This window comes from Brevibacterium pigmentatum (assembly GCF_011617465.1).
GTDB classification, from domain to species: Bacteria; Actinomycetota; Actinomycetes; order Actinomycetales; family Brevibacteriaceae; genus Brevibacterium; species Brevibacterium pigmentatum.
Window position 1 is genome coordinate 2,260,707 of the sequence record NZ_CP050153.1, and the last position, 24,392, is coordinate 2,285,098.

Below are 24,392 nucleotides of genomic sequence, written 5' to 3' on the forward strand. Positions count from 1 at the left end.
CGCACGAGGCTGGGTATCGTCAGACCGCAGCCTCGGGCTTCTTCAGGCCTTTGACCAGCTCGGCCCGCGCGGTGTTCGGATCAGAGGCGAGGAGGATATTCACCCACCTGGCTCTCGGATCCGCGTCGACGAGCAGAGCCTTGATGAGCAGGGTGGCCGGCAATGCCAGCAGCGCGCCGAGCCAGCCGAGGACCCATACCCAGAACAACAGTGACAGGAACGACACCAAGGGAGTGACGCCGACGGATTCGCCCGTGAACTTCGGCTGGATGATCGACTGGATGACGAAGTTGAGCACGCTGTAGGCGATGACCACCCACAGCGCCGACTGCCATCCGCTGTCGACCAGCGCCAGCAGTGCCGGCGGGAGAAGGCCGATGACGAAGCCGATGTTCGGAATGTAGTTCGTCAGGAATGCCAGCACGCCCCACACCCAGATGAGCGGAACGTCGATGATCGCCAGGGCGATGACGTCGAGGAATGCGACGATGAGACCGAAGACCGTGGCCACCACCCAGTAGCGGCGGACACCGCTGGCGAAATCACCGATCGACGCCGACAGCGTGGGCTTCACATCGAGCAGCATCGCCATCCGCTTGTCGATGCCCATCGAATCCATCGCCACGAAGAACACCGCCATGATCACAGTGGTCAACAGGCCCGCAACCGACGACAGATTCGTCAGCAGCGGGTAGACGGCGTCGAGGACGGAGCGGACGTCGAAGGCCGAGAGCTGCTGCTGGATCACCGAGGAGGTCACACCGATGTCCGAGAGCAGCGCCAACGCATTCTGGTACGTGTTGACGAGTTCGTTGCTGTAGCTGGGGATGAGGATGACGAGCTCGGCGACCGACCACGCGGTGAGGCCGAAGAACGCGAAGATCATGCACAACACGAGCACGACCGAAATGCACGCCCCGATCGCTCGGGGCACCTTGATCCGGGTGAGCAGCCGCTGCACCGGGTAGACGACGATGTAGAAGTTCAGCGCGAGGAATACCGGAGCCACGATGTCCTGGAGCCCGCGGAAGAACATCAGCGCGTACGCCAATCCCGCCAGCGTCACCGCGATCATCAGCGCTCGCGCCGGCGGCCGCGCGTGCCAGGGCCGCTTCTCTCCTGCGGGGTCGGACTCTGGTGCGGATTGTGTGCCGGATGCCGTGCCCGATTCTGTGCTGGAAGAATTGGATCCCACCATCACCGAGGCGGTGGGTCCGGCCGACCCCGCCTCAGTCACCGGTCCTGAGGACGACGCAGACTCATCTGGGCGCGCGGCATCGCCGGTTCGTCCGGTTCGCCCGGTCGCACCGTCTGCGGCACCCGGCGCCTTCGCCTGCTCGTCCTCGTTCATTCAGCGTCCCCGACGCTTCTCGCGGATGCGCATCGACACCTCGATGGGGGTGCCCTTGAAACCGAAGGTCTCACGCAGACGGCGGATGATGAACCGCCGATAACCGGGGTCGAGGAATCCGGTGGTGAAGAGCACGAACTTCGGCGGACGCGACTGCGCCTGAGTGCCGAAGAGGATACGCGGCTGCTTGCCGCCGCGCACCGGGTGCGGGTTGGCCGCGACGAGCTCACCGAGGAACGCATTGAGTCGTCCCGTCGGAATGCGGGTGTCCCAGCCCTCGAGAGCGGCCTCCATCGCCGGCACGAGCTTCTCCGCGTGACGTCCGGTCTTCGCCGAGATGTTCACGCGCGGTGCCCACGCCACATGGCCGAGGTCCCGTTCGATCTCTCGCTCGAGGTAGAAGCGGCGTTCGTCATCGAGCAGATCCCATTTGTTGAATGCCAGCACCACGGCACGTCCCGCCTCGACGGCGGTCGTGACGATGCGGACGTCCTGCTCGCTCAGCGGGTCCTGGACCTCCATGAGGACGAGGGCCACCTCGGCGCGTTCGAGCGCGGTCTGCGTACGCAGTGCGGCATAGAAGTCGGCGCCGCTGGCCTGATGAGCGCGACGGCGGATGCCGGCGGTGTCGACGAAGCGCCACTGCTTCCCACCGAGCTCGATGAGCTCGTCGACGGGGTCACGAGTGGTACCGGCGACATTGTCCACGAGCACCCGGTCGGAGCCGATGAGCTGGTTGAGCAGGGAGGACTTGCCGACGTTCGGGCGACCGACGAGGGCCACACGACGCGGTCCGCCCTCTTCGACACGGGTGTCGACGGCCGAGACCTCGGGCAGGATCGTGAGCACTTCGTCGAGCAGGTCGGCGACTCCCCGACCGTGCAGAGCAGAGACGGTCCACGGCTGGCCGAGGCCCAGGCCCCAGAGTTCGGCGGCCATGAGCTCGCCGCGTTCGTCATCGACCTTGTTCGCGGCGAGGAGCACCGGCTTCTTCTTCCGGCGCAGCATCTTCACGACCATCTCATCGGTCGAGGTCGGACCGGTCGTGGCATCGACGACGAGGAGGACGGCATCGGCCATGTCCACGGCGACCTCGGACTGGATCGCAATCCGCGAGGCCATGCCCTTCGAGTCCTGATCCCACCCGCCGGTGTCGACGAGGGTGAATTCCTTCGTGTTCCACTCCGCCCGGTAGCTCACGCGGTCACGGGTGACTCCGGGTACGTCCTCGACGACGGCTTCACGGCGGCCGAGGATGCGGTTGACCAGCGTCGACTTGCCGACGTTGGGGCGACCGACGACGGCCAGCACCGGTGCGGCACCGAGGGTCTCGTCTTCGTCTTCGTCGAAGCCGTAGGCGCGCAGCAGCGCACGGTCCTCGTCTTCGAGCTCATAGCTTTCGAGTCCGGCCTCGAGCGCGGTCGCGCGCTGCTCGGCCTCCTCGTCGCTGATGCTCTCGACACGATCGACGAGGTCTTCGTGTCTCGTGGAATTCGGATTCGCTCATTGTGAGTCCTTCACCAGCTGCAGCACCGTCTCGACCACCTGGTCGAAGTCGATGTCGCTGGTATCGAGTGTGAACACTCCGTCGGCGGCCTCTAAGAAGCTCGTCGTGGCGGAGTCCTTGGCGTCACGGCCCGTGACGAGGTCTTGGGTGGCGGCGATCGCCTCGGCGTCGGCATTGCCGTGCACTTCCTTCGCCCGGCGGGCCACGCGGACCTCATCGCGGGCGGTCATGAGGATGCGCACATCGGCATCGGGTGCCACCACGGTCGTGATGTCCCGGCCCTCGACGACGATGCCCTCGGGTGCGGCGGTGATGTAGGCCCGCTGCATCTCGATGAGCTCCTCGCGGGCGTCGATGACGCCGGAGACAGTCTGCACGTTCGCAGACACATCCTCACCGCGGATCTCCTCGGTGACGTCGATATCGTCGACGGAGACGAAGAATTCGTCGGGGCTCAGCGAGATCTCCAGATCCGCACCGCGCACCTGCTCGAGCACGTCGACGGGATCGGTGACCCCGCGGTTGAGGCACAGCCACGCCATCGCCCGGTACATCGCACCGGTGTCCAGGTACTGGTATCCCAGCCGACGCGCCACCTCCTTGGCGGTGCTCGACTTGCCCACTCCGGACGGTCCGTCAATGGCTACGACGCTCATGCAGTTCCTTCTTTCTCGATGGCGGATTCGGGGATCTGCCATCCCTTCGACAGCAATCCGATCTCCAGCTCCTGCTGGATGGCCGGGACCACGGACACGTCGACCATGCCCAGTTTCCGACCGGAGGCGTGATCCATCCGGAAGTCCTCGACATTGACGCCGAGGTCGCCGATGTCCTTGAACAGCCGGGCCAGCATTCCGGGCGTATCCGGAACCAGGATCGTGACAACAGCATAGGTGGTCGGCGGCTGCCCGTGCTTGCCGGGAATCCGGTCGTGTCCCTCATTGCCCAAGGCGATCGCCTTGGCGAGCAGTCCCGTCGACCCGGGTCCGAGTTCGAGTGCGCCGATGACCTCGTCGAGCTCGGTGCGCAGATCGATGAGCACGGAGCGGACTTCGTCGGCGTTCCCGGTCAGGATCTGCGTCCACAGTCCCGGGTCCGAGGCGGCGATGCGCGTGACATCGCGCAACCCCTGCCCGGCCAGCGAGATCTCCTCGAGCGGCGCGTGCCGCAGCTGGGAGGCGACGAGGGAGGCGACGATCTGCGGCACGTGCGAAACCTTCGCGACCGCGGCATCGTGGATGCGCGGATCGAGGTGGAGCACCGAGGCGCCCGTGTCCTCGGCCATGGCGATGACCTCGCCGAGGCGGTCGGCCGGGGTGTCCTCGTCCGAGCAGATCACCCAGGGTCGGGCCGTGAACAGGTCCGACTGGGCGGCGATCGCTCCGGACTTCTCGCGTCCGGCCATCGGATGGCATCCGATATAGCGATCGAGCTGAGTGCCCGTGACCAGCCCCCGCACCGACTCGAGCAGGCGGGTCTTGACGCTGGCGACGTCGGTGACCGTGGCATTCGGGTAGTCCTCGAGCGCCGAGGCGATGACCCGAGCGGCGACGTCGGGCGGGGTGGCGACGACGACGATGTCCGGGTGCGCGGCAGGCGACGCAGCGTCGGTGGCACCGGTCGGGTCGGCCGCCTCGGCGACGGTTGTCTTCGAGTTGAGGACCTGACCGGCACCGAGGTCCGCGGCGAGCTGCTGCGCGGTCGGTGAGGTGTCTTCGAGGGTCACCTGATGGCCGTTTGCGCTCAGCGCCAACCCCAGGCTGGCACCGAGCAGGCCGGTGCCGATGATGTGGACTCTCACAGACCGACGGCCTCGAACAGTGCGCCGACCTCATCGGAGCGCAGCGGGCGGATCTTGCCCTGCTTCTGCTCGTCGAGGACGATCGGTCCGAACTTCAGCCGCACGAGACGCTCCACCGGGTGGCCGATCTCGGCGAGCAGGCGGCGCACGACGCGGTTGCGGCCGGAATGGAGGGTGAGTTCGACGACGGACTTGCCCGGGGTCGAATCGACGAGCTTGAAGTCATCGACCTTGACGAAACCGTCTTCGAGGTCGATTCCGGCTTTGAGGATGGCTCCGGCGTCCTTCGCCAGCTGACCCTTGACCTTCGCGATGTAGGTCTTCGGAATCTCGTAGCGCGGGTGGGCGAGTCGGTTGCTCAGCTCCCCGTCATTGGTGAGCAGGATGATGCCTTCGGTCTCCGTGTCGAGGCGACCGACGTGGAAGAGGCGCTCCGTGTTGTTGCGCACGTAATCGGCCAGGCAGGGTCGACCCTCGGGATCGCTCATGGTCGACACGACGCCCGCGGGCTTGTTGAGCACGAGGTAGACCTTCTTGGTCTGTGTCGAAATTCTCACTGTGTCCACGTACACGGACTGCGTTTCGGGGTCGATCCGGGTGCCCAGTTCGGTCACGATGGTGCCGTCGACCTCGACGCGGCCGTCGACGATGAGCTGCTCACAGGCACGACGTGATCCAAGGCCCGCATCGGCGAGCACCTTCTGCAGCCGCACACCCCCGCTGACGTGGGCATCCGATGCCTGACCGGCACCCGAACCGCCCTTGTTGGAGGCCTGATTGGCCGTCGCTGCGCGCTGTTTTCGGCTGGGTCGGTTCTGGCGCCCGCCGGGGGCGCGGTGATCACGGTAGGGACTCATACTTCCATTCTCTCAAATCAATCAGCGACTCGTGACATCTCGGCGGACGAATCAGTCTCATCGTCGAAATCGTCGTCGAGGGCGCCGTCGATCTCGGCGAGCACCTCGGTGTCCTCTGCACCGAGTTCGGCGACATCGGCGTCTTCGGGCAGGTAGGGGGCGATATCGGGCAGATCGTCGATCGCATTCATGCCCATCGTGTCGAGGAACGTACGCGTGGTGGCATAGAGCAGCGCCGAGGTGGACGCCTCCTTGCCGGCTTCGACGATGAGTCCGCGCAGCAGCAGGGTGCGGATGACGCCGTCGACGCTGACTCCGCGGATGGCGGCGATGCGGGGCCGGGAGATCGGCTGCCGGTAGGCGATGACTGCGAGGGTCTCGAGGGCGGCTTGGGAGAGCTTCGCGCTCTGTCCGGCGGTGAGGAAGTCCTTGACGACTTCGTGGTAGTCGCCGCGGGAGAAGATACGGAAGCCTCCGGCGACGTGGCGGATCTCGAACCCGCGCTGCCGCCGGTTCTCATCTCCGTCGTAGTCGGCTTTGAGGGTGCCGATGGCTTCGAGGACGGTGTCCTCGTCGAGGCCGAGGGAGCCGGCGAGGTCTTCGGCGGTCACAGCCGAATCGGTGATCATGAGCACGGCTTCGATGCCGGCGAGGATCTCGTCATCGATCATGAGTGCACTCCCCCAGTGTCGTTCGCGGCTTGGTCGCCGCCTGCGTCTTCGTCTTTCCCCGCAGTGAGTTCGCCTGCCCCTGCCCGTTCGCCGTCTACGGCCTCATCGCCGCTCCAGTCGCCTTCGGTGCGCAGGTCGACTCCGTCTTCGTTCATCTCGGTCCGGTGGATGAGCAGCCGGCCCAAGGGCTCGGGCTGGTCGAAGTCGCAGAGGCCGACCTTGAACAGTTCGAGCAGGGCGAGGAACCGCGCCACGACCACCAGAGTGTTCTCGGCTGATTCGAGCAGATCCTGGAAGTCGACGTCTCCGACGCGCAGCAGAGAAAGGATGTGCCCGCGCTGCTCGGACACGCTGACCAGCGGCAGGTGGATGTGGTCGACGGCCACGCTCGGCGGTGTGTGATCGCGTTGGAGGACGGTGGCGAAGATTCCGGCCAGTTCTCCCGGACCGATGTTGAGTTCCAAGGGCGGCAGCACATCTTGGAACTCCGGTTCGAGGTCGACGTCGCGTGGGGCTCGGATCGACCCGGCGGCCATCGCCTCGGCCAGATAACCGGACACGGACTTGTACGCCTTGTACTGCAGCAGCCGGGCGAAGAGCAGATCGCGGGCCTCGAGCAGTTCGAGGTCGAGGACCTCTTCTCCCTCTTCGTGCGGCAGCAGCCGTGCGGTCTTGAGGTCGAGCAGGGTCGCCGCGACGAGGAGGAACTGGGAGATCTCGGCGAGGTTCGCCTGATCCTTCAGCTCGGTGGTGTAGGCGATGAACTCATCGGTGACCTCGGCCAGGGCGATCTCCGTGACGTCGAGGCGACGCTTCGAGATCAGACCGAGCAGCAGGTCGAAAGGGCCGGTGAAGTTGTCCAACCGCACCTGGAATCCCTGCGCGGCATCATCGCCGGAGGCTACTTCGCTGCCGGAGGCAGAGCCCTCGCCGGCGACGACTTCCGCACCCGCGGATGCTTCGCCGGAAGCGACTGCCACATCACCAGCGACTGCATCGCCCGAAGCGGCCTCGGTTGAAACGGGGGCCGCTTCCTCCTCGTCGGTTACGGAGTCGCTCAGGGTGCGCCTCCGCGGGCGATGAGCTCCCGGGCCAGTCGACGGTAGGCCTCGGAGCCTGCGTGCTTCGGCGCGAAGCTCGTGATCGGTTCGGCCGCCACGGAGGCATCGGGGAACTTCACGGTGCGATTGATGACGGTCTCGAAGACCTTGTCACCGAAGGCCTCGGTGACCCGCGACATGACTTCCTTCGAGTGCAGCGTCCGCGAGTCGAACATCGTGGCGAGGATTCCGTCGACCTCGAGCGAGGGGTTGAGACGGTCCTGGACCTTCTCGATGGTCTCGACGAGCAGGGCGACGCCGCGCAGGGCGAAGAACTCGGTCTCGAGCGGGATGACGACACCATGGGCGGCGGTCAGAGCATTGACGGTGAGCAGTCCCAGCGAGGGCTGGCAGTCGATGAGGATGACATCGTATTCGTCGGCGACCTTCGACAGGACACGGGCGAGAACCTGCTCGCGGGCGACCTCGCCGACGAGCTGGACTTCGGCGGCGGAGAGGTCGATATTGGCCGGCAGGATGTCGATGTTGTCGAATTCCGTTTCGACGATGACCTCGTGCGGGTCCAGTCGCGGATTCATCAGCAGGTTGTAGATGCTGATATCGAGCTCATAGGGATTGAGTCCCAGTCCGACGGACAGTGCGCCCTGCGGGTCGAAGTCGACGAGCAGCATCTTGCGGCCGTAGGCGGCCAGGGCAGCACCGAGGTTGATCGACGAGGTCGTCTTCCCGACCCCGCCCTTCTGGTTGACCATCGCGATGATGCGGGCGGGTCCGTGCGAATCCAGGGGTGCCGGCTCCGGGAAATCCTGGGGCTCGACTGCTGCGGTCCTCTGCTGGGGGATCTCCAACGCCTCTTGCGTATTCATCACTCGGATGGCCACCTTTCGTTGCTCTTCATACAACCCTACCGCGCCCGAGGGTGCGAGGTCGCGTACACTTCCCGCAGTGTCTCCTCGGAGACTTTCGTATAGATCTGCGTCGTCGTCACCGAGGCATGCCCGAGCAGCTCCTGGACGACGCGGATGTCCGCCCCGCCCTCGAGCAGATGCGTGGCGAACGAGTGCCGGAACGTATGCGGAGAGACCTCGGCGTCGATCTTGGCAGCCTCCCCGGCGTCCTTGACGATCTGCCACGCCGAGACCCGGGAGAGCCTGGTCCCGCGAGCGTTGAGGAACAGCGCCCCGGCCGGAGCCGAGGACTTCGCTTTCGCCGCCATCGACGGCCGCACCCGTGCCACCCACGCACCCAGGGCTCGGGCCGCATGGGATCCGAAGGGCACGATCCGCTCCTTCCCGCCCTTTCCGTAGAGCCGGACGAGCCCGGAGTCGAGGTCGAGATCATCGAGGTCGACCCCCACGGCCTCGGAGATGCGCGCCCCCGTGGCATAGAGGAGTTCGAGAAGGGCCGCAGCCCTGATCTGCACCGGCTCCTCCCCGTCCGCGGTGGCGATCATCGCTTCGATATCGTCGAGCGCCAGGGCCTTGGGCAGGCGCAGTCCCTCCTGCGGCGGGCTGACCTCGGAGGCCGGATCCGTGGACGTGAGGTTCTCCCCGAGGGCGAAGGTGTGGAATCGTCGCACCGCGACGAGTGCGCGGGCACGACTCCGCGGTGCCAATCCCGAATCGAGCAGGTGAAGCGCATAGCTCTCCACTTTCTGTCGATCGACCTCGCCGACGCGGCTCACCCCGTCCTCGGTCAGCCAGGTTCCGTACCGGGCGAGGTCACGGGCGTAGGCATCGATCGAGTTCATCGACAGTCCCCGTTCGAAACGCAGGGAGGACAGATAGGACGCAAAACCGCGACGCAGATCGTCAGGCAGATTCTCTGGCAGCAGTTCAGCACCGTGCCGGGCCACGGGTTATCAGCCCTCGCCCGTGCCGACCTGCGTGGACGGCGCATCCTCGCTCGTGCCGGTCGTCTCGACGCTCGCACCGCGACCGAAGTCGGGGCGGCCGTCGACAAGCCGCCTCGGCGCATCGACCGGACGCAGTGCAACCGGCTCCCCTGCCGCCTCGGCCTGCAGCACGCGGTCGACCTGGAAGATCGCGAGCTGGGCGATCGCGTTGGTGATCCGCCCATCGGCGACGGCATCGAGCGCCTCGGAGATGTCGACCCAGGCGTAACGGAACCCGGCCTCCTCCTCACCGCGTTCGTGACGGTCGGCTTCGGGAACCTCAGTGAGACCGCGGGCGAGGTACAGACGCATCGTCTCGGAGCTGCCACCCGGAGTCAGGCAGGAGTCGCTGAGGACGTCCCAGTGAACGGCGGTGAGGTCGGCCTCTTCGACGAGCTCCCTCTTCGCCGCTTCGAGCGGGTCCTCTCCGGGGATGTCGAGCAGACCCGCCGGCACCTCCCACAGCCGGGCCCGGACGGGGTGCCGATACTGCTGCGCCAGGAGGATCCGCTGCTGATCATCGACGACGGCGACGCCGACGGCACCGGTGTGCGCCATGAGATCACGGACGAGTCCGGACGCCTCGGGAAGGTCGAAGGTCTCCTTGCGGATGTCCCACACGGCGCCTTCGTAGACGACCTCGGACGATGAGATCGGTGGGATCACCGGTTCGTCCTGCAGGATCTCTTCACTCGGTGTGCTCATCGGCTGCCTCCCGGATCTCGACTGTGGTGAAACGGCGAATGCCGCCGGCACTGTCGCCGACGGCATTCGCAGTGAGGATGGACAACGGTCACTGACGCTCGAGCGCCGCGGCGACCAGGCCCGCGAACAGCGGGTGCGGAGAGGTCGGACGCGACTTCAGCTCGGGGTGCGCCTGAGTGGAGACGTAGAACGGGTGCGTATCGCTCGGCAGTTCGACGAATTCGACGAGCTCACCGTTCGGTGAGGTGCCGGAGAACTCGAGTCCCGCCTCGGCGAGCTGGTCCCGGTAGGTGTTGTTGACCTCGTAACGGTGACGGTGGCGTTCGCTGATCGTCGTGTCTCCGTACACGCCGGCCACAACGCTGCCTTCGGTGAGCTTCGCCTCGTAGGTGCCCAGGCGCATGGTGCCGCCCAGGTCGCCCTCACCTTCGACGATCGAGAGCTGCTCGGCCATCGTCGCGATGACGGGGACCGTGGTCTCGGGGTCGAATTCGGATGACGAGGCCGCCTCGATGCCGGCGACGTTGCGTGCATATTCGATGACCATGCACTGCAGACCCAGGCACAGGCCCAGCGTCGGAATGCCGTTGGTGCGGGTGTACTCGAGTGCGCCGAGCTTGCCCTCGATGCCGCGGATGCCGAAGCCGCCGGGCACGCAGATCGCATCGAGGCCGTTCAGAGCCGCTTCCGAACCGGCCTCGGTGGAGCAGTCATCGGACTGGATCCACTTGATTGTGACCTTCGCGTCGTTGGCGAAGCCGCCGTGGCGCAGCGCCTCGGTGACGGAGAGGTAGGCGTCGGGCAGGTCGATGTACTTGCCGACGATGCCGATGGTCACTTCCCGGGACGGATTGTGCACGCGCTCGAGTACCCAGTCCCACTTCGTCCAGTCGACGTCGCGGAAGGGCAGGTTGAGGTTGCGGATGACGAACACGTCGAGGCCCCCGTCGTGGAGGACCTTCGGGATGTCGTAGATGCTCGGGGCGTCGACGCAGGACACGACCGCTTCGGTCTCGACATCGCAGGCGCCGGCGATCTTCGCCCGGATCGAATCTGGCAGCTCCCGGTCGGAGCGGAGCACGATCGCATCGGGCTGGATGCCGATGGAGCGCAGAGTGGCCACCGAGTGCTGGGTCGGCTTCGTCTTCAGCTCCCCGGAGGGCCCGAGGTAGGGAACGAGGGAGACGTGGATGAAGAACACGTTGTCTCGGCCGATGTCGTGACGGACCTGCCGGGCCGCCTCGAGGAAGGGCTGGGATTCGATATCGCCGACGGTGCCGCCGATCTCGGTGATGATGACATCGGGGCGGTCCGCCTCGGGGCGTTCGGCCTGGGCACGCATGCGCGCCTTGATCTCATCGGTGATGTGCGGGATGACCTGGACGGTGTCGCCGAGGTACGCGCCGCGGCGTTCCTTCGCGATGACCGAGGAGTAGATCTGTCCGGTGGTCACGTTCGCTGCGCCGTCGAGGCTGTTATCGAGGAAGCGCTCGTAGTGGCCGATGTCGAGGTCGGTCTCTGCACCGTCCTCGGTGACGAAGACTTCACCGTGCTGGAAGGGGTTCATCGTGCCGGGATCCACGTTGAGGTAGGGATCCAGCTTCTGCATGGCCACGGTGAGGCCGCGCTGAGTGAGCAGGTGGCCGAGGCTCGATGCCGTCAGACCCTTGCCCAACGAGGAGGCGACGCCTCCCGTGACGAAGATGTGCTTTGCCGTATGTGTGCCGCCAGGGCCAGTTCGATTCACCACGGGATTTGATTCTATCAAAGTCCGGCTCACGAATCCGAGACTGCGTCGACCTCGGCGTACAGATCGAGCAGCGTCTCGGAGATCGCCGCCCCGTTGCTCACATCGATGACCCGCTTCTTCGCTGCCACAGCCGAGGTTCCGCGTCCGGCCGGGTCGTCGAGAAGATGATTGATCTCACGCAGCAGCGCATCCGTGTCGTCGGCGGGAACGGCCTTCGCGGCCTCTCCCCAGATGCCCGCGCGGCGTTCGCTGCCGATGAATACCGCCGGCTTCGACAGCTGCATGAGGTCTTCGTGGGACAGTCCGGTCATGGTTTCGCTGGCGATGACGACATCGGCGGCGGCAGCCACATCGACGAGGTCGCCGGCGGGAGCGACGAGGACGCCGCGGTCGGAGAATTCGCGGGAGATCGTCGAGCGGTCCTTGCCGGTGCCGGTGAGGACGAAGACGACGTTGCGGTCGCGGCGGCGCTGGTTGATCTGGTCAGCGGCGTCGAGCACCGTCGCCAGGGCCGTGTGGTCGCGCAGTGCGATGGGGCTGGCGACCATCCAGGTGCCTTCGGCGAGCCCGAGTTCACGGCGGACCTCGGCGCGCGGTGTGCGCACAGTGAGATCGACGTCGATGTCCGGGTGGACGAGTTCGGCGCGTTCGACGACGGGGACGCGGCCGCCGTAGTAGTCGACGACGGGTTCGGTCGTGCCGAGCACTGCTGTTGCGGTGCGGCCGACGATCTCGGCTCCGGTCTTCTCGATGACGTTTGCGGAGTCGAAGGATTCGATGGTGGCGACGACCTTCGGGTGGAGGCGGGCGGGCAGACCGGTGAAGGCCAGGCCGGCGAGCGTCGCCGCGTGCAGTCCGTGCGCGTGGACGATGTCCACGTGCTGGTAGTACTTGTGAAGAGTGAAAGCGGTGTTGGGGTCGGCCATCGTGAAGCGTCTGCGTGCCGCGAGTTCGATCTCACGGAATTCGCCGGCCAGCTCCTCCGGGACTCCGAAGGTGCCCAGAATCGACCGGTGCGCGGCGACGGCGACCTTGTAACCGGCTCGGAGGTGACCGAGCACGGCGAGCTTCGCCACTTCGACGACGGGACCGGTGGTCTCGGCGAGCACGTGCAGAATTCGTGTGTCTGCGCTCAGTGGGTTGACCTCGCCGGATTCGCTCATTTCCTCATCCTCTTCTTTCGTTCGACGCTGGTTCTAGCCTACCTGGGCAGACACGAGTTCCGTGTAAAGACCTGCGAGTTCTTCGGCAACTTCCCTCTCATCGGGAAGCTCGGCTCCGCGTGCCCTGGCGCGGGCCCCGAGTTCGGCGCGACGGGCGGGATCGACGGCGAGTTCGGCCACGGCTGCGGCGAAGGCGGCATCATCGTCATGGGCGATGAGGATGCCTGCGTCGCCGACGAGTTCGGCGCTGCCGCCGGTGGCGGTGGCCACGATCGCCTTGCCGGAGATGAGTGCCTCCTGGAGCACGAGCGCCCGGGCCTCCCACACACTGGTGAGGGCGAAGACGTCCGCGGCGGCGGCGAGTTCGGAGATGTCGTCGCGGGGTCCGAGGAAGTGCAGGGCCGGAATCGCCGAGGCGGCTGCGGCGCCGGCGTACTGAGCGCGGACGTCGGCGAGCACCTCGTCATCGGCGGCACCGGCGATGAGAGCGACGATCTCGCCCTGCCGGTGCTCTTCGCCGAGGCGGGCGAGTCCGCGCACGAGCATCGGATAGTTCTTCTGTTCGGCGACGCGACCGACGGCGAGAACGATGAGCGCCCCGGGGTCGAAGTCGAACTCCTCGGCCAGGCCTGCACGGGTGGCGGCGGCCGCCTCGGCGGACACATGTCTGACCTCGGGGGCGGCGGCCGGGAGGAAACGGGCATCCTGCGCGCCGAGCTCGCGGGCACGGTCGACGAGGTCGGTGCTCGCGCCGAGGACGAGGTCGGCCCCGCGGGCGAGCATCGTCTCGACCCGGGTTTCGACGCGGCCGCGCAGTCCCTGTCCGCTGGCTTGGTTGTGGAGGCTGAGGACGAATTTCGGTCGAGTTCTCAGCGTGCGCAGGGTCAGCAGGGTGATCAACCCCGCCCGGAAGCCGTGGGCGTGAACGATCTGCGGGGCGAAGCTGCGCAGCAGTGTGCGCTGGCGGCGAATGAGGGCGACGTCGGAGGCGCCGATTCCGGTGCCGAGTTCGAGGACGCCGAAGCGGACTCCTGGCAACAGGGAGAAGCCGAAGTGCTCGTCGGTGGCGGCCGGTCCGATGACGCCGATCTCGTGCCCGGCGGCGGCAAGGTCACGGGCGAGTGCGTGCACATGAGTGCCGACTCCCCCGGTCGAGGTGCCGATGGTGAAGACGATTCTCATGAGTTTTTCTCCCTGTCGGTGTCGCTGGGTCCGTTGTCTCTATTGTGCTCGCCAGCCGCATGGACGGTCGTCTCGTCGTTGACGCCGGCCCGGTTGCGGTCGGCCAGCAGGCTGCGGACTTCACCGAGGAAACCGCGGTCGACGACGAGCACGATGAGACCGAAGACCACGCAGCCGATGAGCGCGGCGACGACTCCGGCGATGACGGCCGAGCTCGCGGAGTTGTCGAAGAGTCCCCCGAACCACTGCGAGGTGACGACTCCGGCGGTGCCTGCGACGATTGCGGCTCCGAGCGCGAGCAGCGACCGGCGTCCGACGAGAGCGAGACCGGCGGGACCGAGGACGCGGCGCATGTTCACGAGCAGGAACACTCCGGCCACGGTCATGCCCAACACATAGCCGCTGCAGATGCAGATGAGGGTCAGCCCGGGATTCCCGTTCGAACCCGTGACCAGGATCGCTCCGATCATGCCGACGATGACGAGGATCCACCCTGTCGTCGTGGCGGCGGCCGAATAGCGGGAGCGTTCCACCGCATAGAAGACGCGAGTGCCCCACGCCACGAAAGACCACCCGGGCACGGCCAAGGCCATGACCATGATCGCCGTGGCCATGGAGTCGAAGGGGGCGGCGGACTCACTTTCGGCGTCGATGGCGATGAAGAAGGTCTGCAGGGGGCCCGCAGCTGAGAGCAGGATGACGGCGCCGAGTCCGCCGACGGCGATGATGAGCGCCGTCGTCGTCGAGGTCACCGACCGCAAGCGTTTCCCCGCTTCCGCACGTCTGTGCTCGGTCGCCTCGGGGTCGGTGGATCGTCCCACCCAAGTCGACAGGGTCGGGAAGACCACGGTCGCCACGGTCACGGCGAGCACCGCATAGGGCAGGAGGTAGACGGCGTTGATGTAGCTGAAGAGGACGAGCGTGCCGTCCCCGCCGATGTGGTTTGCCAGAGTCAGGGTCGCGAGCACAGCGGCCTGCTGGGCGAGCAGGGCCGACATTCCGGCACCGGCGAGGCGCAGCGCACGGTGGGCGACTCCGGGCGGGAAGGAGAACGTGGGGCGCAGCTTCAGCCCGGTCGAGGCCATCGGCAGGGCGAGCGGCAGCGCGAGGGCTGCGACGCCGACGGTGGTGCCCCAGCCGAGCCAGCCGAGGTGGGTCTGCCAGGTGTCGTCGCTGCCGCCAACGGAACTGTAGGCGATGTAGCTGCCGATGACGATGAGGCTGGAGAGCAGCGGGGCGAACGCCGGCCACAGGAACTTCCGGTGGGCCTGCAGCACTCCGGTGAGCACGGCGCCGATTCCGTAGAGGACGAGCTGCGGGGAGAACATGAGCAGCAGCTCCACGGTCGCCTGCACTCCCGCGGCGCTCGTCTTCTCATCGACGAGGATCCTCGCGATCTGCGGAGCGAACACGGCCAGCAGGATCGACAGGGGCAAGGTGACGCTGACCGCCCAGGTCAGCAGCCCCGAGGCGATGCGACCGGCGGTCCCTCTGTCCGATCTGGCCAGGGGGACGGCGAGCAGCGGAATGACCGCTCCGGCCAGGGCGCCGCCGGCGACGACCTCGAAGAGGATGTTCGGGACCTGGTTCGCGCTCTGGTAAGCGGTGCCGACGGTGCCGGCGCCGACGTTCGCCGAGAACACGAGCCAGCGAAGGAAGCCGACCAGTCGGGTCAGCAGGGTGATGATCGATACGAGCAGCGCCGTGGCGGCGAGGACTCGAACGAGCTTGTTCACACGTCCTCGCGGCCGAACGAGTCGATCTCCCTCAGGCCGGGGGTCGATTCGATGACGGAGGTGAAGGACACCTTCTCGCTGGCCAGGGTGAGCCCGACGAGGACGGCAAGGATGAGGCGTCGCTGCGCCGGTGTGGCGGTCTCGGCGAGGATCACGCCGATCGCAGCCCCCAGGGCATTGGCTCCGGTGTCGCCGAGCATCGCATCTCCGGCCAGGTCATCGGGCCAGACGGCGGCCGTGACTCCGGCGATCGCACCTGAAGGTGCCCAGGACACGCGGCGTTCGTGGTCGGTGAAGGCCAGCGTGAGCGCTCCGACCTTGAGTGCCCGGCCGGGACGCAGATCGAGGAGGTTGAACAGGTTGGCCGATCCGGCGATCACTCCCCCGGTGACGATGACATCCGCGGCGGCCGCGTACCAGGGCCGGTCGTCCTTATGGCTGATCCCGAAGATCCCAGTCGGGCGGGTGCGGCTGCGCAGGATCGCGGCGGCCGCGATCGACGCGAGCGGGATGCCGGTGATCTTCAACGTCCCGGTCGTGATCTCCCCGCGGGCCAGTGCGGACAGGTGGCCGCGCAGGCCTTTGGAGGACCCGGACTCACAGAAATCGTCGACAGCACCGAGGCCGCCCGCCGCGGCCGTGGCCAGCAGGGTCGCCGTCCGCTGGCGGGGATCTTCGATGAGCAGACTGCCGGCCAGCAGTCCCGCTGCGACGGCGGGGCCTTCGGCGAGTGAGACGTCGTGTCCGGCGTGGTTGGTGCGCACCACGCTCTCATGGGTGCGCAGCCGTGATCTGAGCACGGCCTTCGTCGCGGTGAAGCCGGCGAGTCCGGCCACGGCGGTGCTGACGATGGAGCGGATCATTTCTCGTCTCCGTTCTGCGTGTCATCGGAGGATGTGTCTTCGATCTTGCCCGGCAGGATGCTTTCGGCATCCTCGGCGAATCCGAAGTGCCCGTGTCGGCCGTCTTCCCCGGAGGCCAGTGCCCGCACGGTGATGACGGGGCCGGCACCGAGGCCGAGTCCGTCGACGGTGCTGGCGCGGGACTTCTCCGACCGCAGCACGCTGACGAGTCCGTTCTGTGCCGATCCGGCGTCACCGGCGACGACCACCGAGGTGGATTCGGCGGTGAGCGCGGTGACGAAGTCGGTGACGAGGGTGCGGGTGCCCTTGTCGTCGGAGGCCTGCGGACTGGGCTCGGTATCCTCGGCGAGGGTCGAGTTCTCATCGTCGACGACGATGAACAGCGAGGTCGTCTTGTGGTCCGTGTCGGTGCGCAGACGGTCGGCTTCGACGAAGGCGTCGTAGAGCTTCGCCGCCTGCTTCTCCGCATCCGCCTGGTCGTCCTCGTCCTCGAGCATCGAGGCGTCACCGGTCAGAGCGATGACGAGGGCGGCGCGGATCGCGGTCGAGTCGTCCTTCGGCAGGTTCGGCACGAGGGTCCGCAGCTTCTTGAGGAACTGAGCGGAATCGGCGAGGCTGAGCGTGTTCGGCACGAACGAGACGTCGCCGGCGATGGTGCCGTCGGCTTCCTTGACCCGGTTGCTCACCTCTTCGACCTGCTCGGAGTCCGCTTCGGGAGCGGCGATGATGCTCACTTCCTGCCCGTCGAGGGTGCCGCCGATGAGTTCGGGGGCGGCGGCGGTGACGAATTCGTTCTGCTTGTCGATATTGCCCTTGGCCGCGTCGAGATCAGAGCGCAGGTTGTCGCGGTCCGAGCGCAGGGCGTCGACCTGGCTCTGCAGGGATTCGCCGATCGGCTCCTTCAGCGGTCCCGCACCGAGGACGATGCCGACGGCCAGCGCCAGGAACACCGAGACGAGGGAGACGAGGTGGTAGCGGAAATCAATCACGGGTCAGTCCTTGGATGAGGCCGGCGGAATCGGTCGATGCTGTGGGTTCGCCGCCGAAGAGTGAGCCGATCCAGCCGAAGAGGCCGTCGAGTTGGGCGCCGATGAGGCCGAGGAAGGTCTGTCCGGCCGAGGTCGCGGTCATCGCCACACCGAGGGCGACGAGGCCTGAGATGATGAGCACGGCCAGCTGCAGGCTGGAGATGCGCTGCCGGTAGAGCAGGGACACGCCCTTGGCGTCGATGAGCTTCGAGCCCACGCGCAGTCGGGTGATGAAGGTCGAAGCCATGCCCTTGCGGCCTTTGTCGAGGAACTCCATGACGGTGTCGTGGGTGCCGACGGCGACGATGAGTTCGGCGCCTTTGTCGTCGGCGAGCAGCATGGCGATGTCCTCGCTCGTGCCCGAGGCTGCGAAGGCCACGCATTCGACGCCGAGGGCTTCGACCCGTTCGGTGCCGGGTGCCGTGCCGTCGCGGTAGGCGTGGACGACGATCTCGGCGCCCGAGGTCAAAGCGGTGTCGGACACGGAGTCCATGTCCCCGACGATCATGTCCGGTCGGTAGCCGGCTTCGATGATGGCGTCAGCTCCGCCGTCGACGCCGATGAGCAGCGGCCGGTATTCGCGGATGTAGGAGGCCAGCATCGCCAGGTCCTCCTTGTAGTGGTACCCGCGGACGACGATGAGCACATGCCGGTCGGTGAACTTCGTCTTCACCTCGGGCACGACGAGTTCGGCCGAGAGCAGATCGGAGTCCTTGCGGATGTATTCGATCGTGTTGTCGATGAAGTCGACGAGCACGGAGTTCATTCCGGCTTCGGCGGCGTGCATGTCCTCGGCGATCGTCTCGGCCGTCTGCAGGACTCCCGTGGCTACTTCGGTCTCGCCAGAGTAGATGGTGGCGCCTTCGATGGAGATCTCGGCGTTCTCGTCGACGGTATCGAAGATCTCCGCTCCGGCGGCGTCGATGAGGGGGATGCCGGCGTCGACGATGATGCTCGGGCCGAGGTTCGGGTAGCGGCCGGAAATCGATCTGTCCGCGTTGATCACCGCGGCCGGCCGGCAGGCGACGAGAGCTTCGGCGGAGATGCGGTCGATATCGGAGTGTTTGATGACGGCGATATCGCCTGCCTGGAGGCGTTTCGTCAGATTCTTTGTGCGTCGGTCCAGACGGGCAGGGGCGGGACCGGACCGAGTCGGTGCGGTGAGGTTCTCACGGTGTCTGCGCACTTTCATGGTCCGCCCATTCTCTCATCTGCTGCCAACGCCGGCCTCCTTGACCTGCCGAGCGTTGTCGAGCAGTTCGGCCGCGTGGGCCTTCGCCGAGGCGGAGTCGTCCATACCTGCCAACATGCGGGAGAGTTCGACGACGCGTTCGGCATCGGTCAGCTCCTGCACGCCCGAGCGCACGGTCTCGGCGTCATCGTCCTTGACGATGGTCACATGGGTGTCGGCCCACGCGGCGACCTGCGGCAGGTGGGTGACGACGATGACTTGGGCATTCCGGGCGAGCTTGGCCAGCCGGCGGCCGATCTCCACGGCCGCTTTGCCGCCGACTCCGGCGTCGACTTCGTCGAAGACGTAGGTGGGGATGGATTCGCTGGCGGCGCGGACGACTTCGATGGCGAGCATGACGCGGGAGAGCTCACCGCCGCTGGCGATCTTCGCGATGTCGTCGGGGATGGAGGATTCGTGGGCGGCGAAGGTCAGCCGGACCTCGTCGGCCCCGTGGGTGGTGGGTTCGCGTTCGGAGATCTCGAAGGCGACCGATGCCTTCGGCATCGACAGGGCGGTCAGTTCTTCGCTGACGGCTGCGGAGAACTCCTCCGCGGTGGACTTGCGGATCTCTGTGAGCGCCGAGGCGGCCGCCTCCATGGTCTCGCGAGCCTCGGTGAGTTCGGCGTCGAGTCCGTCGAGGTCGCGGTCCTCGGCTTCGAGTTCGGCGAGTTCCGCGGCCGATCGGGTTTCGAAGTCGAGGACTTCGGCGACGTCCTGACCATAGGGGGCCAGAGATCCGAGTTCCGCGCGACGGGCTTCGGTCTCCTCAAGCGAGGTCTCGCCGAGTTCGTCGAATCCCGAGAGGTAGGACGACAGTTCCGCGGCGGAGTCGGACAGGCGCAGCACAGCGTCGTTGAGTGCCTCGCGGATGGTGACGAGTTCCTTGTCGGAGCCTTCGACATCGGAAATCGTGCTGATGGCTTGGTGGACGAGGTCGACGGCCGCCCCGGCATCGTCGATCTCAGAACCGAGCAGCAGGTCGTGGGCGGCGCCGACGGCGCGGGTGATCTCGGCGGCGGACCCGAGCTTCGCCGCCTGCGCGGCCAGGGTCTCGTCCTCACCGGGTTCGGGACGGACCTTGTCGATGGCCTCCAGGCAGCCGCGCAACCACAGGATGCGTTCGCGGCGGGCGGCGGTTGAGTCTTTGATGCGAGTGACGCGGGCTTCCGTCTCGCGCCAGTTCTCGAAGGCGACACGGTAGCGGTCGGCCACCTCGGCGAGGGCCGACCCGCCGGCGACGTCGAGGAGGTGCCGCTGCTGGGCGGCGCCCTTGAGGCGCAGCTGTTCGGACTGACCGTGGAGGGTGATGAGGTCCGAGGAGATGTCGGTGAGCACGGAGATCGGCACGGTCCGTCCGCCGGCCGTCGCCCGGGCGCGGCCTTTGAGTGCGACGGTACGGGAGATGATCGCTTCGTCGTCGGCGCTGCCTCCGGCTTCCTCGATGCGTTCGCGCACTGGTTCGGCAACTCCGGTGAAGATGCCCTCGACTTCGGCCTTCTCCGCGCCTTTGCGCACGACTCCGGAACCGACCTTGCGGCCCATGAGGAGGGACAGGGCGGAGACGAACATGGTCTTGCCCGCACCGGTCTCACCGGTGACGACGGTGAAGCCGGTATCGAGTTCGACGGCGGCCTCGGCGATGACGCCGAGGTGGGAGATGCGCAGTTCGGAGATCATTCAGGCCTCCTTGATCGGTCCTCGCCAGCCGGAGACGGGCAGGCGGAACTTCGCGACGAGTCGGTCGGTGAACGGGCCGGTGTGCAGGCGAGCGAGACGGATCGGTGATTTCGAACGCGTGGCTTCCACACGCGCCCCGGACGGCAGTTCGAGGGCACGGCGACCGTCGCACCACAGCACGGCGGAGAACTCGGGATTCGACTGGGAGATCTCCACGCCGAGGCGGGAGGTCGGGTTGACGACCAGGGGTTTGGAGAACAGGGCGTGGGCGGAGATCGGAACGAGGATGAGCGCTTCGACCTCGGGCCAGACGATGGGACCGCCGGCGGAGAACGAGTACGCGGTCGAGCCGGTGGGGGTGGCGAGGATGACGCCGTCGCAGCCGAAGGAGGATACGGGGCGAGCGTCGACGCCGAGGACGACGTCGATCATCCGGGACTTCGAGGTCTTCTCGATGGTCGCCTCGTTGAGAGCCCAGGCGTTGAAGATGTTCTCGCCTTCGTGCCACACGGACACGTCGAGGGCGAGCCTCTCCTCGACGGAGTAGTCACGTTGGGAGGCGCGGTGGACCGCCTCGGCGAGGTCTTCCTTCTCGCTTTCGGCGAGGAATCCGACATGGCCGAGGTTGACGCCCATGAGCGGGGCGCCGGAGCCGTGGAAGCGTTCGGCGGCGCGCAGGATCGTGCCGTCCCCGCCTAAGACGATGACGAGTTCGCAGGCGTTCTTCCACTCCCCCAGTTCGGAGGGATCGATGATGGTGCAGTGGTGGAGGATGGGTTCGTCGTCGACGGCTTCGGCCTGGCGGGCGCGAATGCCGACGATCTCGTCGGAGAGGACGACGGGGGTGACTCCGTCGTCGAGGAGGGCCTTGAACACGCTGACGGCGGCCACGGCCGACTCATCACGTTGGGGGTGCAGCAGCACCATGATGTGTCTGGTCACGACTCTCCTCTCATCATTTCGTCCAGGTGGGCGGGGATGTCTGCTTGGTCGAGCCTATCGGACTGGTCATGTGTTCGGCCTGGGCGAACACGCAGGAAGTACTCTCGGTTGCCGCTGGGGCCCGGCAGCGGTGAGGGTGCGATATCGGTGACGCGCGCGCCGTTGTCGGTGACGGCGGCGAGGACGGAGTCGATGGCGCGGCGGCGTTTGTCGCGGCTGGTGACGACTCCGTGTTTGTCCAGGGAGGCGCGTGCCAGTTCGAATTGGGGTTTGACCATGAGGAGGAGTTCTCCGTATGCGGCGGTGGCGGCCAGCAGCGGGCCGATGAGCAGGCGCAGGGAGATGAAGGAGACGTCGGCGACGACGAGGTCGACGGTCGGCACGTCGGAGTCGGCCAGTTCGCGGAGGTTGAGTCCTTCGCGGACGTGCACGCGCGGGTCGTCGCGGAGGACGGGTGCGAGTTGGTCGTGGCCGACGTCGACGGCCCAGACCTGTGAGACTCCGCGGGTGAGGAGGACTTGGGTGAAGCCTCCGGTGGAGGCTCCCGCGTCGAGCGCGGTCAGACCCCGAAGTCGGTCGGAGAGGTCGAAGGCGTCGAGCGCGCCGAGGAGTTTGTGGGCGCTGCGGGCGACCCAGGGGTCGGGTTCGGTGACAGCGACGTCATCGGTGTCTTTCACGTCTTGGGAGGCTTTGGAGGCGGTGCGGCCGTTGACGCTGACGCGGCCGGCGGCGATTTCGCGGGCCGCGCGGGAGCGAGAGTTCAGCAGTCCGCGGTCGACGAGAGCCCGGTCGAGTCTGCTCACAAGGAGCCCACCTGTGCGTCGAGATCGTTGAGTAGGGAGTTCAGGTGTTCATGGCGCTCTGCGGCCGGTGCCTCTTTGGCTTCGGCGAGGCTGGCCCGCCATGTCTCGACCGGCACGTCCCCACTCACCGAGGCGGGGGTTGGGTTCTCGCTCATTCGTCCTCCCCGATCCGGTGGGGCAGGCGTCCTTCGGCCAGGACCGCCTCGGCGTCGGTCTCCCCTGCGTCGATGGCCGCCCATGCCCGCCGGAGTTCGGCTTCGATCCGGCCGGATTCCCCGCGGTCGGTGCCGGTGATGAGGGCTTCGAGTCCGCGCAGATTCGGCAGGATGAAGGTCGGTCGGCTCCCGGGCCCAGCGCGCAGGGCGTCATGGACGTCGTGGATTCCGGTGAGGACGAGTGCCGTGTCGATTCCGGCGGCGCATCCGCCTTCGATGTCGGTGTTGAGTCGGTCCCCGACCATGAGCGGGCGATGCGCGCCGAGGCGGCCGGCCGCGAAGTCCATCATGTGCGGGGCGGGTTTGCCGACGATGACGGGGGTGGCGTCGGTGAGTCGGGCGATGAGCTCGACGAAGGCACCGTTGCCGGGGACTTTCCCGGTTTCCGTGAGGAGGGAGAAGTCGGGGTTGCTCGCCCACCATTCCGCGCCGGAGCGGATGATGTCGCAGGTGCGGACGATCTTCGCGTAGTCGATCTCCGGGTCGAGTCCTTGTGCGACGGCAACGGGACTAGCGTCGAGCGAGTCGGTGATTTCGAGGCCTGCGTCTTCGAGTGCGATGCGCAGTCCGGTGGTGCCGAGGAGGTGGACGCGGGCGCCGGGTCCGAATCGTTCGGCCAGGCGTTCGGCGAGCACCTGCGCCGAGGTGGTCACCTCGTCAGCGGAGGCGTCGACTCCCATGCCGGTGATCTTTTCGGCCGTAGCTTCTGCGGTGCGGGTGGCGTTGTTCGTGACGTAGTTGACCGGGATCGACTGCGTGTGGAGCCAGTTGATGCCGTCGGCGGCACCGTCGATGGCGTGGTTGCCGTGGTAGACGACTCCGTCGAGGTCGAACAGGACACAGTCGATGGGCGTGCCCGGGGACTCGGGCAGGCGCCCATCTGCTGTGTTGTCCTGTTCGGCGGTCAGTGTCACTGGTCTCCGTCGGCCTCGGCGGGTGCTGCGTCAGAGTCGGAACCGTCTGCGTCAGAGTCGGAACCGTCTGCGTCAGAGTCAGATCCTGCTTCGGCATCGGCGAGGATCTCGTCGAGTTCGGCTTCGATCTCGTCGTCGGTGACCTTGACCGACTTCAGTTCCTTCGCCGAGACATGCGTCTTCGACTTCGGGGCTGCCGCCGGAGCTTCGGGCTCTGCGTCGGCTTCCGTCGAGGGTTCGCCAGCTGTGACAGGAGCGGCGATTGCTTCGGCCGACGAATCATCGGCTTCGCTGGTTGAGTCGTCCGCAGGCTCAACAGTCTCAGCGTCCGCGGCCTCGCCCTCGGTTGCCTCGGCGTCAGCGGCCTCAGCGTCAGACTCTTCGGAGGTCTCAGCTTCGGGAGTTTCGGGCTCGTCTTCGACCTCTTCGACGGTCTCGATCTCGACGCCGGCGTTGAGGTCCGGCATCTCGTCACCGAAGAGGGTGCCGGTCGCCTTGGCGGTGCGGCGGGAGAGCTCTTCATATTTGTCGGCGAGTTCGGTTTCGCCGTCGATGCGCAGCACCTCGGCGTACGCGGCCATGAGTCGGACGAGTCCGCCGCTGGGCTTCTGAGTGAAGTCCTCAGCTTCGATGAGTCGGCGCGCACCGGCGATGTCGTCGAGGTCGGACTTCGCTCCGGCTGCGACGATGACGAGTTCGGTGCGGGTCTCGTTCTCGAGGTCGAGTTCCTCGGAGTTCTTCAGCAGCTCGAGGGCTTTCTCGGGCTTTCCGCGGCCGCGTTCGGCGTCGGCGATCAGCGCGATGTTGTCGTTCGAACCGGAGATGCGACGATGGGTACGCAGCTCGCGGACGGCTTCGTCGTACTGCTCCACGTAGTACGCGGCGATGCCGAGTGCTTCGCGGACGACGGCGACACGACCGGCGCGGGCCATGGCGGCCTTGGCATGTTCGTGGGCTCGTTCCGGGTCGAGGTCGAGCAGGCCGCCGGCGGCGACGAGGTGCTTGGCGACCATGTCGGCGTTCTCTTTATCGAGGGAA

The 24,392-nt window shown here is 66.8% G+C and carries 23 protein-coding genes; all 23 read right to left on the reverse strand.

Going from position 1 to position 24,392, the window contains the following annotated elements; all coding sequences use genetic code 11:
* Nucleotides 1-19: 19 nt before the first annotated feature.
* The 23 genes from GUY30_RS10235 to GUY30_RS10345 all read right to left on the reverse strand — a co-directional run bounded on the left by GUY30_RS10235 (nt 20) and on the right by GUY30_RS10345 (nt 24,367).
* Entirely contained in the window at nt 20-1,351 is a 1,332-nt protein-coding gene (locus tag GUY30_RS10235) for an AI-2E family transporter (protein WP_228281231.1), read from the reverse strand.
* Entirely contained in the window at nt 1,352-2,803 is a 1,452-nt protein-coding gene (der, locus tag GUY30_RS10240) for a ribosome biogenesis GTPase Der (RefSeq protein WP_167200895.1), read from the reverse strand.
* Nucleotides 2,804-2,854: 51 nt separating this feature from the next.
* Nucleotides 2,855-3,514 (reverse strand): (d)CMP kinase, encoded by a 660-nt coding sequence (gene cmk / locus GUY30_RS10245; protein ID WP_167197006.1) that lies wholly within the window; start codon nt 3,512-3,514, stop codon nt 2,855-2,857.
* The gene (locus tag GUY30_RS10250; RefSeq protein ID WP_167197009.1) at nt 3,511-4,659 is read right to left on the reverse strand and encodes a prephenate dehydrogenase; all 1,149 of its coding nucleotides are present in this window, start codon (nt 4,657-4,659) and stop codon (nt 3,511-3,513) included. The genes cmk and GUY30_RS10250 overlap by 4 nt, the downstream gene beginning before the upstream one ends.
* Nucleotides 4,656-5,516 carry a pseudouridine synthase gene (locus tag GUY30_RS10255; protein WP_167197012.1) on the reverse strand — a complete coding sequence of 287 codons (861 nt, stop codon included), beginning with the start codon at nt 5,514-5,516 and terminating at the stop codon, nt 4,656-4,658. Before GUY30_RS10255 ends, GUY30_RS10250 begins: the two co-directional genes overlap by 4 nt.
* Nucleotides 5,517-5,533: 17 nt before the next feature.
* Nucleotides 5,534-6,187, reverse strand: a complete 654-nt coding sequence (gene scpB / locus GUY30_RS10260) for an SMC-Scp complex subunit ScpB (RefSeq protein ID WP_167197015.1) — start codon at nt 6,185-6,187, stop codon at nt 5,534-5,536.
* Nucleotides 6,184-7,167, reverse strand: coding sequence for a segregation and condensation protein A (locus GUY30_RS10265; protein WP_228281232.1), 984 nt, complete (start codon nt 7,165-7,167; stop codon nt 6,184-6,186). Before GUY30_RS10265 ends, scpB begins: the two co-directional genes overlap by 4 nt.
* Before the next feature lie 77 nt (nt 7,168-7,244).
* Nucleotides 7,245-8,114: a ParA family protein gene (locus tag GUY30_RS10270; protein WP_167197018.1), complete on the reverse strand. Its 870-nt coding sequence runs from the start codon at nt 8,112-8,114 to the stop codon at nt 7,245-7,247.
* 38 nt (nt 8,115-8,152) lie between these two features.
* Nucleotides 8,153-9,103 (reverse strand): site-specific tyrosine recombinase XerD, encoded by a 951-nt coding sequence (xerD, locus tag GUY30_RS10275; RefSeq protein WP_167197021.1) that lies wholly within the window; start codon nt 9,101-9,103, stop codon nt 8,153-8,155.
* A 6-nt stretch (nt 9,104-9,109) separates the two neighbouring features.
* A complete protein-coding gene (locus tag GUY30_RS10280; RefSeq protein ID WP_167197024.1) occupies nt 9,110-9,847 on the reverse strand; it encodes an NUDIX domain-containing protein in 738 nt (245 codons plus the stop codon).
* An 88-nt stretch (nt 9,848-9,935) separates the two neighbouring features.
* Nucleotides 9,936-11,615, reverse strand: a complete 1,680-nt coding sequence (locus tag GUY30_RS10285) for a CTP synthase (RefSeq protein ID WP_407645276.1) — start codon at nt 11,613-11,615, stop codon at nt 9,936-9,938.
* 8 nt (nt 11,616-11,623) lie between these two features.
* Nucleotides 11,624-12,760, reverse strand: coding sequence for a glycosyltransferase family protein (locus GUY30_RS10290; protein WP_167197029.1), 1,137 nt, complete (start codon nt 12,758-12,760; stop codon nt 11,624-11,626).
* A gap of 33 nt (nt 12,761-12,793) precedes the next feature.
* Complete coding sequence (locus tag GUY30_RS10295) at nt 12,794-13,942, reverse strand: glycosyltransferase family 4 protein (RefSeq protein WP_167197032.1); 1,149 nt, start codon at nt 13,940-13,942, stop codon at nt 12,794-12,796.
* Complete coding sequence (murJ, locus tag GUY30_RS10300; protein ID WP_167197035.1) at nt 13,939-15,678, reverse strand: murein biosynthesis integral membrane protein MurJ; 1,740 nt, start codon at nt 15,676-15,678, stop codon at nt 13,939-13,941. Before murJ ends, GUY30_RS10295 begins: the two co-directional genes overlap by 4 nt.
* Complete coding sequence (locus GUY30_RS10305) at nt 15,675-16,541, reverse strand: hypothetical protein (protein ID WP_167197038.1); 867 nt, start codon at nt 16,539-16,541, stop codon at nt 15,675-15,677. The genes murJ and GUY30_RS10305 overlap by 4 nt, the downstream gene beginning before the upstream one ends.
* Nucleotides 16,538-17,530: a copper transporter gene (locus tag GUY30_RS10310; RefSeq protein WP_167197041.1), complete on the reverse strand. Its 993-nt coding sequence runs from the start codon at nt 17,528-17,530 to the stop codon at nt 16,538-16,540. The genes GUY30_RS10305 and GUY30_RS10310 overlap by 4 nt, the downstream gene beginning before the upstream one ends.
* On the reverse strand, nt 17,523-18,761 hold the full coding sequence (gene steA, locus GUY30_RS10315) for a putative cytokinetic ring protein SteA (protein ID WP_167197044.1): 1,239 nt from the start codon (nt 18,759-18,761) through the stop codon (nt 17,523-17,525). The genes GUY30_RS10310 and steA overlap by 8 nt, the downstream gene beginning before the upstream one ends.
* 15 nt (nt 18,762-18,776) lie before the next feature.
* Entirely contained in the window at nt 18,777-20,480 is a 1,704-nt protein-coding gene (recN, locus tag GUY30_RS10320; protein ID WP_167197047.1) for a DNA repair protein RecN, read from the reverse strand.
* Entirely contained in the window at nt 20,481-21,422 is a 942-nt protein-coding gene (locus GUY30_RS10325) for an NAD kinase (RefSeq protein WP_208091398.1), read from the reverse strand. It abuts the gene before it with no gap.
* Entirely contained in the window at nt 21,419-22,225 is an 807-nt protein-coding gene (locus GUY30_RS10330; RefSeq protein WP_167197049.1) for a TlyA family RNA methyltransferase, read from the reverse strand. Before GUY30_RS10330 ends, GUY30_RS10325 begins: the two co-directional genes overlap by 4 nt.
* Nucleotides 22,222-22,380 carry a hypothetical protein gene (locus GUY30_RS10335; protein ID WP_167197054.1) on the reverse strand — a complete coding sequence of 53 codons (159 nt, stop codon included), beginning with the start codon at nt 22,378-22,380 and terminating at the stop codon, nt 22,222-22,224. The genes GUY30_RS10330 and GUY30_RS10335 overlap by 4 nt, the downstream gene beginning before the upstream one ends.
* On the reverse strand, nt 22,377-23,354 hold the full coding sequence (locus tag GUY30_RS10340; RefSeq protein WP_228281233.1) for an HAD-IIA family hydrolase: 978 nt from the start codon (nt 23,352-23,354) through the stop codon (nt 22,377-22,379). The genes GUY30_RS10335 and GUY30_RS10340 overlap by 4 nt, the downstream gene beginning before the upstream one ends.
* Nucleotides 23,351-24,367: a hypothetical protein gene (locus GUY30_RS10345; RefSeq protein WP_228281234.1), complete on the reverse strand. Its 1,017-nt coding sequence runs from the start codon at nt 24,365-24,367 to the stop codon at nt 23,351-23,353. The genes GUY30_RS10340 and GUY30_RS10345 overlap by 4 nt, the downstream gene beginning before the upstream one ends.
* Nucleotides 24,368-24,392 lie beyond the last annotated feature (25 nt).